Annotated in this window: 16 protein-coding genes; 2 read left to right on the forward strand and 14 right to left on the reverse strand. The window is 36.4% G+C overall.

Annotation, left to right across the window (positions count from 1 at the left end; all coding sequences use genetic code 11):
* Positions 1–812, reverse strand: an 812-nt coding sequence (locus tag DBX25_RS21385) for a transglycosylase domain-containing protein (RefSeq protein ID WP_240620301.1), incomplete at its 3' end; no start/stop codon positions are given.
* A gap of 338 nt (positions 813–1,150) precedes the next feature.
* Positions 1,151–1,336 (reverse strand): hypothetical protein, encoded by a 186-nt coding sequence (locus tag DBX25_RS13210; RefSeq protein ID WP_108671280.1) that lies wholly within the window; start codon positions 1,334–1,336, stop codon positions 1,151–1,153.
* 98 nt (positions 1,337–1,434) lie between these two features.
* Between DBX25_RS13210 and DBX25_RS13215 the strand changes: the two genes are divergently transcribed.
* Complete coding sequence (locus tag DBX25_RS13215; RefSeq protein ID WP_108671281.1) at positions 1,435–1,875, forward strand: universal stress protein; 441 nt, start codon at positions 1,435–1,437, stop codon at positions 1,873–1,875.
* A 157-nt stretch (positions 1,876–2,032) separates the two neighbouring features.
* Here DBX25_RS13215 and DBX25_RS13220 read toward each other — a convergent pair whose 3' ends face one another.
* The 5 genes from DBX25_RS13220 to DBX25_RS13240 all read right to left on the reverse strand — a co-directional run bounded on the left by DBX25_RS13220 (position 2,033) and on the right by DBX25_RS13240 (position 6,429).
* The gene (locus DBX25_RS13220) at positions 2,033–2,818 is read right to left on the reverse strand and encodes a DUF817 domain-containing protein (protein ID WP_108671282.1); all 786 of its coding nucleotides are present in this window, start codon (positions 2,816–2,818) and stop codon (positions 2,033–2,035) included.
* Positions 2,819–2,863: 45 nt separating this feature from the next.
* The gene (locus tag DBX25_RS13225) at positions 2,864–3,079 is read right to left on the reverse strand and encodes a helix-turn-helix domain-containing protein (protein ID WP_108671283.1); all 216 of its coding nucleotides are present in this window, start codon (positions 3,077–3,079) and stop codon (positions 2,864–2,866) included.
* 10 nt (positions 3,080–3,089) lie between these two features.
* On the reverse strand, positions 3,090–3,527 hold the full coding sequence (locus tag DBX25_RS13230) for a DUF2975 domain-containing protein (RefSeq protein WP_205685236.1): 438 nt from the start codon (positions 3,525–3,527) through the stop codon (positions 3,090–3,092).
* Positions 3,528–3,850: 323 nt separating this feature from the next.
* Entirely contained in the window at positions 3,851–5,224 is a 1,374-nt protein-coding gene (gene argH, locus DBX25_RS13235; RefSeq protein ID WP_108671285.1) for an argininosuccinate lyase, read from the reverse strand.
* Positions 5,221–6,429 (reverse strand): argininosuccinate synthase, encoded by a 1,209-nt coding sequence (locus DBX25_RS13240; protein WP_108671286.1) that lies wholly within the window; start codon positions 6,427–6,429, stop codon positions 5,221–5,223. The genes argH and DBX25_RS13240 overlap by 4 nt, the downstream gene beginning before the upstream one ends.
* 201 nt (positions 6,430–6,630) lie before the next feature.
* Here DBX25_RS13240 and DBX25_RS13245 point away from each other — a divergent pair, with 201 nt between their 5' ends.
* Positions 6,631–6,945: a hypothetical protein gene (locus DBX25_RS13245; RefSeq protein WP_108671287.1), complete on the forward strand. Its 315-nt coding sequence runs from the start codon at positions 6,631–6,633 to the stop codon at positions 6,943–6,945.
* Positions 6,946–7,044: 99 nt separating this feature from the next.
* On the opposite strand, the gene DBX25_RS13250 is transcribed toward DBX25_RS13245, so the two are convergent.
* From DBX25_RS13250 to DBX25_RS13280, 7 genes are all read right to left on the reverse strand, one after another.
* Positions 7,045–7,875 (reverse strand): EcsC family protein, encoded by an 831-nt coding sequence (locus DBX25_RS13250; RefSeq protein WP_420812952.1) that lies wholly within the window; start codon positions 7,873–7,875, stop codon positions 7,045–7,047.
* 127 nt (positions 7,876–8,002) lie between these two features.
* On the reverse strand, positions 8,003–9,190 hold the full coding sequence (locus DBX25_RS13255; RefSeq protein ID WP_108671289.1) for an acetate kinase: 1,188 nt from the start codon (positions 9,188–9,190) through the stop codon (positions 8,003–8,005).
* A 221-nt stretch (positions 9,191–9,411) separates the two neighbouring features.
* A complete protein-coding gene (locus DBX25_RS13260) occupies positions 9,412–10,401 on the reverse strand; it encodes a class I SAM-dependent methyltransferase (RefSeq protein WP_108671290.1) in 990 nt (329 codons plus the stop codon).
* Positions 10,402–10,519: 118 nt separating this feature from the next.
* The gene (gene tpx, locus DBX25_RS13265; RefSeq protein WP_108671291.1) at positions 10,520–11,020 is read right to left on the reverse strand and encodes a thiol peroxidase; all 501 of its coding nucleotides are present in this window, start codon (positions 11,018–11,020) and stop codon (positions 10,520–10,522) included.
* 211 nt (positions 11,021–11,231) lie between these two features.
* A complete protein-coding gene (gene ytfJ, locus DBX25_RS13270) occupies positions 11,232–11,690 on the reverse strand; it encodes a GerW family sporulation protein (RefSeq protein WP_108671292.1) in 459 nt (152 codons plus the stop codon).
* 14 nt (positions 11,691–11,704) lie between these two features.
* On the reverse strand, positions 11,705–12,403 hold the full coding sequence (locus DBX25_RS13275; protein WP_108671293.1) for a DUF2953 domain-containing protein: 699 nt from the start codon (positions 12,401–12,403) through the stop codon (positions 11,705–11,707).
* A 419-nt stretch (positions 12,404–12,822) separates the two neighbouring features.
* Positions 12,823–13,293, reverse strand: a complete 471-nt coding sequence (locus DBX25_RS13280; RefSeq protein ID WP_240620305.1) for an RDD family protein — start codon at positions 13,291–13,293, stop codon at positions 12,823–12,825.
* Between the last annotated feature and the right edge of the window lie 23 nt (positions 13,294–13,316).

Here is a 13,316-nt window from a genome sequence, read left to right on the forward strand (position 1 = left end):
GTAATAAATCCGTGTCTATGCATCAAACTTAATACTAAATCACGACGCTCGGTGGCCGCTTCTATATTTTCGGGTTTTGAAGGATCGTAATGATTCGGACTCTGGGGCAGTCCAGCTAACATGGCTGCTTGTGACAGAGTCAATTTTTTCAAATCCTTTTCTTCAATCCCATAATAGTTCTTGGCTGCAGCTGCTACCCCGTAGGAACGGTTACCGAGGAAGATTTTATTCAAGTACATCATTAAAATTTCCTGTTTAGAATACTGTTGTTCCAGATGATACGCTAAGTTCCACTCTTGAACTTTTCTCTTCAATGTTTTTTCTGGTGTTAAAAATGAGTTTTTTATCACTTGTTGTGTTATGGTACTACCTCCCTGAGAACCAAAATCTCCGGTTAGGTTCACAAAAATTGCCTTGGAAGTCCTCTTTATATCGATACCCTCATGTTCATAAAATCGGGAATCCTCCGTTGCTATAAACGCCTGTTCCAACACTTTTGGAACTTGACTATACGTAATTTTTGTTCGCTTTTCCTTCCCATATTCATAGATGAAATTTCCGTTAATATCATAAAATTTAGTAGAAAGAGGATCAACTAGTTTAGAAGAATCTAAATTTGGTGCATCCTTTATCATTGAAGCAAACGCAATGACGCCTGCTCCTAATGATAGAAGTCCTAGCACCAAACAGACCATTATCACTTTTTTTAACATAGATCCTTTTTTAAAGATTTTTTTACTTCTTTGTTGGTTTCTTTTCATTTTTTCAGCTTGTTTACGTTCCTGACGATATCTATATCTTTCTTCTGACATTTTCTACTCTCCCGCGTTAAGTCACTCTATGATGATTTTTGTACATACTTATAAACATTCGTTAGAAAGCTTATTTTTGTGAGGGACTTTGACTTAATTTTTCTTATCCAAATTTCCTAATCATGGATTATAAAAAAAAGCTGTCATAACATTTTTTTCTGTTACTAACAAAATTAACAATTTGATCTTTCAAAGATTTGAAAACTAGACTATCTCCGAATCTTAGTGCGAGGCATAAAAGTCTAGTTGATTTTATTTCTAAAATCGACCACAATGCTTGCTTCTTAAAGTACAAAAAAAAAAGTAAACCTCAGCTTGAAGTTTACTTTCCCAATGTTTTAGCCTTCGAATATATTGGATTCATTTGATTGATTTTGCTGTAATTCTTGATTTTCTTTGTTTTCCTGGTTAGTAGCATTTTGTTCAGCTACTTCACCACTTGTATAAGATTCAGAAATTTGTTGGATGGTTTCACTTTGTGCTGAATCATCATAAATGAATTGAGCGGGTCTTTTCTTTTCCATATGTATCCCTCCTTCCTCTTTTCTCAGTATTGTTCGTAAATCAGAAACATTTATACAGGGAAGGATATTGTATAATAATGTAAAAGGGGGAGATAGTTATGGAATTAAATTATCAAAACATTCTTGTTGCTGTAGATGGATCTCAAGAAGCAGAATGGGCATTTAAAAAAGCTGTACAGATTTCAAAACGAAATCATGCTTCTATTGTGATCGCTCATGTCATTGATACTCGGAATTTCGTAACATTTGAATCATATGACCAAGAAGTGGCCCTTCGTTCTGAAGTCTATGCAAAAGAATTGCTAGAAAAGTATGAAACCGAAGCCAAAGCTGAAGGAATTTCTCATGTCACGCTAGCAATTGATTACGGCTCTCCAAAAATCAAAATACCGAAAGACCTCTCCAAAAAATATGAAATAGATTTAATCATTTGTGGGGCTACAGGCTTAAATGCGGTCGAACGATTCTTTATTGGAAGCGTTTCAGAACACATCACTCGTTATGCTTCTTGTGATACACTAATTGTTCGAACTGTCTAATATAACCACATGGTATAAAATTGCTCTAGTTCATTAAAATGTGAAATATTTGCACCGTGCTTTTTAAAATTGATCACCCTTAAGAGAACTACAACAAAAAAAGTCGGACTCCTAAACATTGTTCAGGATCCGACTTTTTTACATAAAGTTCTTACAGTTATAAATATTGACTAGTATTTACTCTAGTGGTTCCCTTTACCTGCTTTAACGTCGCTACAATAAGAAAGCTAACAATCACTAATAAGAGCCAAGAGCTCACCTTTCCTAAATGAACGAGACTCCATGTATCAATTTGGTTTGGATATTCCCAAGCTCCAAAGAACGTAGCGATATTCTCAGCTATCCATATAAAAAATCCGATGAGCATAAAAGAAAGTGCGAGTGGCATACGATAACGAGTTCCATTAACCTCGTACGTGACCCATGATTGCCAAAAAACGATCATTACTAGTCCAGATAGCCACCAACGAATGTCTATCCAATAATGATGGGTGAAAAAATTCAAATATATCGCAGCAGCCAGAGGTACAACTACCAAAAGCGATGGCCATCTAACTAGTTCAACCTTTAGCCTTCTCCACGCTTGGCAAAGATAACTCGCTACACTTGCGTACATGAATCCGCTATACAAAGGCACACCAAAAACTTTAAAGTATCCTTCCTCTGGATAAGACCAGGAGCCCATATGTACCTTATAAAGCTCAAGGGCAAGTCCTATAAGGTGGAACAGTGTAATTACCTTTAGTTCATCCCTTGTTTCAAGTCCAGAACGAACCATCCACCATTGCATCAAAAGGCAGATAATCAGCAGCCAGTCATACCGCGCTAAGAATGGAAGTGGCATAATTTGTGTAAAAGCCAAAGAGGAAAAAATTACGACAGGAAATAAACATGATAGGGCCTGCTCCCACCCAAAACGAACGAGCTGTTTTATCGCTATCATAATTTCTGCCTCCTATGGTTTTTTCTGAATTTAAGTAAATCTTGTCTATACGTTCTCATCACTTCGGTATTCTAAAATATCTCCTGGTTGACATTCTAATGCTTTGCAAATTGCCTCTAAAGTTGAAAGCCTAATCGCTTTTGCCTTTCCATTTTTCAATATAGAAAGGTTAGCCATAGTAATTCCAACCCTCTCCGAAAGTTCTGTTACGCTCATCTTCCTTTTAGCCAGCATCACATCAATATTGATAATAATTGCCATTATTTTCACCTCAGACCGTTAAATCATTTTCTGATTTAATATCGATAGCATTTTTTAATAGCTTTTGAAGGACAGCAGCAAAGACAGAGATCACTATGCATCCAAAAATAATGACCATTCCGATTAGTATAATACCTGGAGCATCATCTACCTCTGCCATAAGATATAAAAGTGGCATAAATAACACATATAAGGCACTGATGGTGATGGCACAGTATTTGATTTTCTTCAAGGCTGCTACAGATAATTCCGAAAATGCCTCGTTCTTGTCAATATAGCTTAAAAGTTTTAGAGTCTGATACAACGCTACAAAAAATACAATCGCTGTCACATACAACCCAATTAAAAAGGGATATTGCAAAAAATCTAACTTTGGATTTAACTCTGCAAAAAATTCAGCTATCACTGGTAACACAAATATGCACAAAGCAAGGACAGGAAGTACCATAAGTACGACAACGCACTTTAAAAAGAATGTTTCTCGTTTCAAAAAAAGCACCCCACTTTATTATTTCCAATTTTACTTTAACAGTAATTTTATTGTTTTACAATAAATTATTATCTTTTTGAATTTTATTCTTATCGTTTTTTAAATATACATTTAATTTAAGATTACTGTCGTCAGGTCTTAGAGTTGTAACTGAGACCTCATTTCTAAAATTGCAAACATTTGTCCCCTTCTCTCTGCTACCAATGTATACATTCCTAAAGTGAAAAAAATAGGGAAGGATTCGCAAGTTCAATTTGAATTACGAATCCTTCCCTATTAACTTATTTTACTAATTTCTTCGCTTTTTCAATCGCAATTTGCACTTGTACAAAACCCGTTCCACCAGCACTGTTCCGTCGATTAACCGCATTGTATGGTTGAAGAGCGTCATAAATATCTCCTTCAAACAACTCCGAAGCCAGCTTGTATTCCATCATGTCCAAATCTGCTAAATAACAGCCCTTTTGAATGCATGTCAATACGAGTTTTCCAACCACTTCATGAGCTTCCCTAAAAGGCATTCCCTTATTAGCGAGATAATCAGCAAGCTCAGTAGCATTAGAGAAATCTGATTTTGTAGCATTCTCCATGACAGATGTATTTACTTTCATTGTAGCAATCATTCCCGTAAAAATCTTCAATGAACCGATTACCGTCTTAACGGTATCAAACATTCCTTCTTTATCTTCTTGCAGATCTTTATTGTAGGCAAGTGGTAAGCCTTTTAAGACTGTTAGCAATCCAAAAAGATTCCCATATACACGTCCAGTTTTACCTCGAATCAGTTCAGCCATGTCTGGATTTTTCTTTTGTGGCATGATACTAGATCCCGTCGAGAAAGCATCATCCAATTCTATAAATTGGAATTCCTGACTGGACCAAAGAATGATTTCCTCGCTTAATCGTGAAAGGTGCATGAACAGAATGGAAGAATGACTTAAGAATTCTAAAATAAAATCACGATCACTTACTGCATCTAAACTATTTTCATAGATTCCATCGAATCCCAATAATTTAGCAGAATATTCACGATCAATAGGAAAAGTAGTACCTGCCAAAGCACCAGCCCCAAGAGGAGAAATATTGATCCGTTTTAAGCATTCAGTAAATCGCTGTTTATCACGCTCTAACATCCAAAAATAAGCCATGAGATGATGAGCAAAAGAAATAGGCTGAGCCCGTTGTAAATGAGTATATCCTGGAACAATGGTTTCAATATGTTGCTCAGCTTGCTCGATAAGTGCAATTTGCAACTCTTTTATTAACTCAATCACATTTAAAGTCTGATTCTTTAAGTATAGATGCATGTCAGTAGCCACTTGATCATTTCGACTTCTTCCTGTATGAAGTTTCCCTCCTACAGGACCAACATCCTCTATTAAATAGCTCTCCAAATTCAAATGGATATCTTCCATTTTGATTGAATATTGTAGCTCACCTAACTCCGCTTTCTGTTGTAAGTTCTCTAATCCTACCTTAATTTTTTCAACATCAACTTGTGGTAAGATTCCGCATTTACCAAGCATCGTAACGTGGGCGATGCTTCCCTGGATGTCTTCCATGACAAGCTCCTGATCAAATGAAATGGAAGCTCCGAATTCATCTACCCATTGCTCTGCCGATTTCGTAAATCTTCCACCCCATAACTTTTTCACACGCCCACCTTCTTTTTACTATTTACAATACTATTCACTTTTGTAGGAAGTCCCCATAATGAAATGAAGCCTACAGCCGCTGTATGATCGAACTCATCATCAGATGTATAAGTTGCTAACTTTTCATCATATAGAGAATTTTCCGATTTACGCCCTTCAATGATTGCATGACCTTTGAATAATTTTACTCGTACAGTTCCATTAACTGTTTTTTGTGTTTCTTTCAAAAAGGCTAGTAAAGCATCTTTCAAAGGTGAGAACCATAACCCTTCATAGATTAACTCTGTAAGTTTTTTCTCGATATTTGGCTTGAAATGTGCAACTTCTTTTACTAGAGTGATATCTTCTAATTCTTTATGCGCTTTAATTAATGTAATAGCACCAGGGCACTCATATACTTCACGTGATTTTATACCAACCAAACGATTTTCAACATGGTCAATACGTCCAACGCCATGTTTTCCCGCGAGCTTATTCAATTCTAAGATTAAATCAGATAATGGATAAGAAACGCCGTTCAATGCTACCGGAACCCCTTGGACGAAATCTATTTCAACTAAATCAGGCTTATCTGGCGTTACCTCCAGCCCAACAGTCAGTTCGTAAGCTTCTTCTGGTGGGGCAGCCCAAGGATCTTCTAAAATTCCACATTCATTACTTCTTCCCCAAAGATTTTGATCAATAGAGAAAGGGCTATCTAGATTAATAGGGATTGGAATATCTTTTTCTAATGCATATTGGATTTCTTCTTCACGTGACCAGCTCCATTCACGCACAGGAGCTACCACTTTCAAATTAGGATTTAATGCTTGAATGGAAACCTCAAAACGAACTTGGTCATTTCCTTTACCTGTACATCCATGAGCTACCGCCACAGCACCTTCTAGCTCTGCAATTTCAACTAGTTTTTTTGCAATTAATGGACGTGATAATGCTGATACTAATGGATATTTCCCTTCATATAGGGTATGAGCTTGCATGGCAACAAGAGCAAACTCTTGAGCAAATTCCTCTTTTGCATCAATTACATAGGACTTACTGGCACCAACCATTAACGCCTTATTTTTGATGAACTCTAAGTCTTTTCCTTCCCCTACATCTAAACAACACGCAATAACCTCATAACCTTGTTCTTGCAACCATTTTATCGCAACGGAAGTATCTAACCCACCTGAATAAGCTAAAACAATCTTTCCTTGTGCCATTAATATTTCCTCCCTATTTATAGAATAAAAATTCATATCTTTTTATATTTATTCATTTATGTGTTTAAATTTATCAGCTTTATCTCATAAAATCAAGAACATTTGTGTAGAAAATTAAGAGTTTTAATATTCAGTAAATTATTCCGTTTTCAATATTTGTAGTACAATAATGAATAATCGGTACGCTAGGAGGTAGCAAACATGATGGGATTTTTTATCTATGATGAGCGACTTGGCATTAATATTCCTGATTTACAGCGTAACTGGGATGACATACATGTTGATGAACAACAGATTTTGCTTTTACAATGGGAGAAAATCAGAGGAAGTATTCCAGATCGCATAAAAGAACTTGAAAGAATCATTGATAATATGCAGATGCAACTTTCATCTGAAAATGACTTTGAAATTTCGTGTCGACTAAATACAGAAATTGCCCAGCATGCATCCATTATTAATGATTTATGGTTGTGGTATCGGGCAAATCAAGGTGTTTCACAGAGGTCGCATTTATAAAAACACAAAAAACTCGTCTGGATTTTGACGAGTTTTTGTGGGGTATCAAGGTATCACAATCTTTAAAATCATAAAGTTTACAGACTTTAGAGCATTCTTTTAATCCTTTTTTCCATTCAAAAATCTGTACTTATAAAAATTATGGGCAAACTCACTTACCCTTCTTGTTATTTGATAATTGCTTCCTGCACCAATCGCCATGCTTATGAGAGGTAACCCTTGAAATTTTTTCTTCTTTAATGCAGAGATAGCCATGACTTTTAGTATTTGCTTCATTGGCTGTTCAAGCCACGATATATTAGTCATTTCTTCTTTGCCTTTATAAAAATATTCATCTTCGTTATTCCTGATATCTTCCATTAATTCTTCCCAACTGTACTTTTGCAGTCGTTTAGGCAAAGTACCAGCATGAAAAACCTTTAATGAGAGCATCATTTCAAATGGTGTGTTAACTTCAAAACCATAGCTCATGGCAATCAACTGAACCATGCGTAGATTGATAACAGTCATTGCTGGCAAATCAGAGCCTAACAATACCGTACCCCCCATTCCACTCAATCCCCCTTGTGAAAAAGAGTATAGACGATGCTTGGCAATTTGTTGTTCAGCAATAAATGTTAACTTATCTATTGAAAGATAATGAAGATCAGAAATTGAGTCAACATCTTCATGGAATACTCTTGCAGATGAAAGAATCCTTTCCCGAGCGTCTTGCTGGAATTGAGAGTTTTGAACTAGGGCGTGCAAATGAAATAACCAAGTATCCATTTTAGAGAAAAACTGACGTTGTATGTCTTCTGATAGAAGGGAAAAACTAGCTTCCAGCCCTTTATCGTACAGTAGCTGAAAATCGGAAGGTTCATAATGATGCAGTTGTTCTTCCCATTTTTGTATCTCTATCCAAGCTTCTTCCTCACGTTTATTCCACACACCAACATCCCCCTTCATTATCCATACATTTCCTTTTATGTTATCTATAGTATAACACAGCATAAAAATTAATAAAAAAGGGCTAACCCAAGAAAAAACTCAGGTTAACCCTTATATTTTATAAAAATTATTTAGTTAATCTCTGAACGTCACGAGCAATCATGACCTCTTCGTTTGTCGGAATGACCATGACTTTAACTGGAGAATGTGGATAACTAATAAATGCTTCCTCTCCTCTAGTTTTATTCAATGCTGGATCCCAATACACTCCCATGAATTCAAGTCCTCTTAAAACTTTTGCACGAATGATATCGCTATTTTCACCAATCCCAGCTGTGAAAATGATAGCGTCTACCCCACTCATACGTGAAGCATAAGAACCAATATATTTATGAATTCTATTTGCAAAAACTTCTAACGCAAGCTCTGCACGTTCATTTTTTTGTTCTGCTTGAATTTCAATGTCACGAAGGTCACTAGAGAATCCGGATACTCCTAGCATACCGCTCTTTTTATTCAATACATCCAGTACTTCATCTGCATTTTTCCCTGTCTTTTCCATGATGTATGGAATTAAGGCAGGGTCAATGTTTCCAGATCTTGTACCCATAGTTACTCCTGCTAAAGGAGTGAAGCCCATAGAAGTATCAATTGATTTACCAGCTTCAATTGCAGCAATACTTGCACCATTACCTAAATGACATGAAATTAAACGAAGTTGCTCTACTGGTCTTCCTAACATTTCTGCCGCTCTCTCGGAAACATATTTGTGAGAAGTTCCATGAAAACCATATTTTCGGATGCCAAAGTCTTTATAGTATTCATATGGTAAGCTATACAAATAAGAGCTCTCAGGCATAGTTTGATGGAAAGCTGTATCAAAGACAGCAACGGAAGGCACGTCTTTTAAAATCTGTTGAAAAGCTTTAATTCCTGTAATGTTAGCAGGGTTATGCAGTGGTGCAAGATCAGAGAGTTCTTCGATTTGCTTCAAAACTTCCTCTGTAATCATTACAGAGTCATTGAATACCTCGCCACCATGAACCACACGATGTCCTACCCCTTCAATTTCATCGAAAGATTGGATAATATCATGTTTGATTAATTTATCTAGTAGCATTTTTACCGCTACATCATGATTCGGAATATCTGTAATTTCTTTTACTTTCTCATCTTTTACAGTAATTGTGAAAACTGAATCATTTAATCCAATTCTTTCAACTAATCCTTTTGTGATGACCTTCTCGCTCGGCATTTCAAATAGCTGGAACTTTAATGAAGAGCTTCCTGCATTGATAGCAATAATCTTTGACATCGTTTACGCTCCTTTATATATCGCTTACTGGAATATCTTATAATTTTATAGTCGTCGTTTTATTATCATTACTTACATTTCCCCATTTAATCATTGTGTAACATGCTTTTCAAGAAGGAAGTAAAATTGGTATCGTTTACATATAAAAGTAAATCAATTCAGAGATTTTAGGCAATTATGTACAAAAAAAAGACCCGATACCTCGAGTCTTTTGACTTAATTTATTTTTCCTCCACAAACCAATGATCAATCTTTGCCAAGATCCCAGTCATTGCTTCTTGGTTAGAGAGTTTAGGTAATTGGACTAACAACGCATTTTTAGGTTGGGTTACTTCAATGGATTTCTTTTGGATAATCAAGATGCTTTTTGCCGCAGCTTCACTTTTGAACATGGAATTCGGCAATTGTACGATTCCTTGGATATAGGCATGATGCTTAATATATTCATGTAGTAATGGAGATTGTGATGATTCAAACAGATTGTTTGGAATGAGAAATACCCCATAGCCACCTGGCTTTAAATGATTGACACTTTGTTCAATGAATAAGTGGTGTGCAAAGGTATGTCCTTCCTCTGCTCTAATCTCATATTCATTTGCCCTAATATCATTGGGATAATAGCCGATAGGTAAATCTGATACAACGATATCAACAGGGTCTACAAATAATGGCTCTAAGCTATCCTGATTAAAGAATTGCACAGAATGCTCCATCAAATTTGCTCCAATATAAGAGAGTTTGACAAGTACTTCGTCTACATCTGATCCATAGCTTTGAATCTTTTTATCAGGCAAGGAATTTATCACAGTAAATAACAAATTTCCTGTTCCAACAGCAGGATCTAATAGAGAAAAGGAAGGCTGTCCTTTCGTTAGCTTACCAACAAGATACCCGATAAACATCCCCATTGAATCTGGTGTCATTTGATGATTGGGTTGGACATTTTCCTGCATTCCCTTTAAAATTGCAAGCTGATATCCCTTACGGATGTCTTCTCGACTATATTTGTCTAAATTTATTTCTGCATATTGTTTTGCTAATCTTTTCTTCGTGATTTCACTCAATTCATCTTGGATGACATCTCCGTGGAATAAGTTTTCTCCACTTTCTGCTAAAGCCTCTAAGTATGTACAATCCAATTCTTCTTGTAGCATCTTTGATGTTGAATCAAATAATTGAAATAACTGTTCAACTGTTAGGAATTTATCCATTTCATCCTCCTGGCATTTTACTTCTGTCCTTTATTGTAATACTCATTAGGTGTTTAAAGCAAAAAGAAAAACCCGGCAATTAGCCAGGTTCTCCCTATTCATGAAACTACTATAGAATTTACTTTGCTGCTTTCGCTGCTTCAATAGCCGCTTCATAATTCGGATGATCAGTACCTTCACTTACATATTCCACATAAGTAACAGTATCGTTAGAGTCCACTACAAACACTGCACGAGCTAATAAACGCAATTCTTTAATATGCACCCCATAAGCTTCTCCAAAAGAAAGATCACGATGGTCAGAAAGTGTTTGAACGTTTTCGATTCCAGCAGCTGCACACCAACGCTTTTGAGCAAATGGTAGATCCACGCTGATCGTCAAAATTTTAACATTATCCAATTGTGAAGCTGCTTCGTTGAACTTACGAGTTTGAGCATCACAAACGCCTGTGTCAACTGACGGGACTACACTGATTAGGCGAACTTGGCCTTTTGAATCCGCTAAAGTAACAGGTGACATATCATTTGCCAAAACCGTAAAATCTGGAGCTTGATCTCCTACCTTCACTTCATTCCCAAGTAAAGTAACAGGATTGTGCTTAAAAGTAATAGTTGCCATAGATAATTTCCTCCTAAAAAACTATATGTATAGTGTAATCATAGACTTACATGTGAATTTTTGCAATTATTTAACTAATACCAGATTAAAAATCGATAAAATAGACTTGGACAATTTGTATATGATAAGTTATCCACAGGTCTAGATTATAATTTCCTAACCAACAAATGAAAACCCATCCATTCCTGTTCTGAACGATGGGTTACAGGTTTTATATATCCAAGTCTTGTTTAGGCTCTATGTTGGGAGTAGAGTATGTTCCTGAAGATGGCTGATCCTTTTTAGAGAACATTCCTTGAATTTTCTCCATAGCTGCTGGTGCAGAGTCCAAAATCTTCTCGAATAAATGAGTGCTTTGATCTAAATGCATCATCTTCACACCATTCCCATTTACTACTAGAAATGCGATTGGTGTAATGGAAACACCGCCCCCACTACCCCCTCCAAAAGGATGCTTGTAATGATTTTGATTGTTGCCATGTTCATGAGAGTCAAGATGGAATTCACTTCCCCCTGCAGCAAATCCAAATCCTACTTTCGATACTGTTAATATGACACTACCATCTGGCGTTTCAACCGGGTCTCCAATAATGGTATTAACATCTATCATTTGCTTTAAATTTTCCATTGCAGAGTTCATCAAACCTTGAATTGGATGATTATCAGACATATTTTCTCCTCCTATCATACTGTCGGATTTTTACCTTCATTGGATAAGGACGATAAGGGTTTTGTCTTGAATGACGGTCTCCCACCTCGCCAAAAACGTAGAAACTTTAATCCTGCCATGATAGCATTTCCCACTCTAAACCGAATTATGCAATGGACTTTTGTAAGAGAAACAGCATATTGATAACTGGGTGTAATCGTATAGTCAGGACTAACTTGAAATCTTAAATATTGTGTTAAAATCCCGACAATGACACCTTTTAAACCCCAGGCACCACCTACGATTGTTCCAGTCAATGCCGCATCTCCAGTTCCAATCATGCTATGCCAATGAAAACTGTGAACGGTGACTGTTTGAAGGAACTTTTTGATAATGGTGTGCAGACCGATAATATGGATAACCAATTCTTTTGTATCATGAAGTCCATTTAAGAAATCCTGTGCTGAGAATTGCTGTACCTTCTTCTTTGCCTTCGAGTCATCCTCGCCTGATTGAACCTTTTCCTTCATCACTATCGTAGGGGAATTATCATCCACCTTAATTAATGGTACATCAATTTTTTTCTTCACTATATTAAAGAGCGCTCTAATCCTTAACGTTAGCTGATCATTATCTTGACCGTGATAATAAAATACCTCTACTGTTACTTTTGTAAAAAGAATGATAACAAGTAAAATAATAAATAACGAAATGATTGCTATAGACCAATACATACCTTTTTCACAACCTTTCAGCCTATCATTATTAGCTAAAAGAAAAAAAATAAACCTGCTAATCCAATAACAGGTTTCAGACTTTAGACAAACTCTAAGAATTAAGAGTTTGTCTAAAGTCTTTTTTCAATTAAAATAATTTATATACTAGATAATCCGTTGATTTCCGTTCCGGGCGAACGCTTTCCGCGGGGTGTGACTTGAGCCTCCTCCCGCAGGAGCGTTAGCGACGAGGAAGCTCACCGCCTGCCCCCCGGAAAGCAAGTGCCTGGAGCGGAAATCAACGTATTTTACCCGCAATCCTATCCAAAAATGACAAAAGACATCGAGAGGGAGGCCTCTCGATGTCTTTTGTCGACAATCTGAAACCTGCTAATCCAATAGCAGGTTTACTTCAATACTTTATTTTTTTCCTATGCTTATCGATCTCTTTCTAAAACTACGGTAGTATCTGAAAAAATGTCGTGAAGGCCTTGTTTTTTAGGTAAAAAACCTACAATTATGTATCCCACAACTGTAGCTTTTGATATAAAACGTCCGATAAATTCTCTAAAAATAATCGTTCCCCAATTTAAGTTTTCCTCTTTTAGTGAGATCACTTTTAGCCCAAGTACCATTTTCCCTAGCGTCTGGCCAAACCCTTTTGTCATGAAAACAAAATATAGATAAAAGGTAATAGCGGTTGCAACGGTTAATGGAGTAAATACCGGTAACGAATATGGTGATATATCCAGGGCTTTTAATATCGGTTTGACTAATATGCGATCAATGCTTCCAACTACAATTAAATCAATACAATATGCCCAAAAGCGCATCCAAAAACCCGCATAAGGAAGGTGTACTTTTTCAATAGGTTGGTTAGCCAAAAGATTCTGGTCATCCTTATTCATATAATCGGTTTGGTCTTGGACTC

The organism is Peribacillus acanthi (assembly GCF_003073175.1).
GTDB classification, from domain to species: Bacteria; Bacillota; Bacilli; order Bacillales; family DSM-1321; genus Bacillus_BN; species Bacillus_BN acanthi.

What these genes read in the sequence shown, in the direction of transcription:
- DBX25_RS13210 (WP_108671280.1), bottom strand. Translation starts at nt 1,336, where the DNA reads ATGGAAAAGAAAAGACCCGCTCAATTCATTTATGATGATTCAGCACAA.
- DBX25_RS13215 (WP_108671281.1), top strand. Translation starts at nt 1,435, where the DNA reads ATGGAATTAAATTATCAAAACATTCTTGTTGCTGTAGATGGATCTCAA.
- DBX25_RS13220 (WP_108671282.1), bottom strand. Translation starts at nt 2,818, where the DNA reads ATGATAGCGATAAAACAGCTCGTTCGTTTTGGGTGGGAGCAGGCCCTA.
- DBX25_RS13225 (WP_108671283.1), bottom strand. Translation starts at nt 3,079, where the DNA reads ATGGCAATTATTATCAATATTGATGTGATGCTGGCTAAAAGGAAGATG.
- DBX25_RS13230 (WP_205685236.1), bottom strand. Translation starts at nt 3,527, where the DNA reads ATGGTACTTCCTGTCCTTGCTTTGTGCATATTTGTGTTACCAGTGATA.
- DBX25_RS13240 (WP_108671286.1), bottom strand. Translation starts at nt 6,429, where the DNA reads ATGGCACAAGGAAAGATTGTTTTAGCTTATTCAGGTGGGTTAGATACT.
- DBX25_RS13245 (WP_108671287.1), top strand. Translation starts at nt 6,631, where the DNA reads ATGATGGGATTTTTTATCTATGATGAGCGACTTGGCATTAATATTCCT.
- DBX25_RS13255 (WP_108671289.1), bottom strand. Translation starts at nt 9,190, where the DNA reads ATGTCAAAGATTATTGCTATCAATGCAGGAAGCTCTTCATTAAAGTTC.
- DBX25_RS13260 (WP_108671290.1), bottom strand. Translation starts at nt 10,401, where the DNA reads ATGGATAAATTCCTAACAGTTGAACAGTTATTTCAATTATTTGATTCA.
- tpx (WP_108671291.1), bottom strand. Translation starts at nt 11,020, where the DNA reads ATGGCAACTATTACTTTTAAGCACAATCCTGTTACTTTACTTGGGAAT.
- ytfJ (WP_108671292.1), bottom strand. Translation starts at nt 11,690, where the DNA reads ATGTCTGATAATCATCCAATTCAAGGTTTGATGAACTCTGCAATGGAA.
- DBX25_RS13275 (WP_108671293.1), bottom strand. Translation starts at nt 12,403, where the DNA reads ATGTATTGGTCTATAGCAATCATTTCGTTATTTATTATTTTACTTGTT.
- DBX25_RS13280 (WP_240620305.1), bottom strand. Translation starts at nt 13,293, where the DNA reads ATGAATAAGGATGACCAGAATCTTTTGGCTAACCAACCTATTGAAAAA.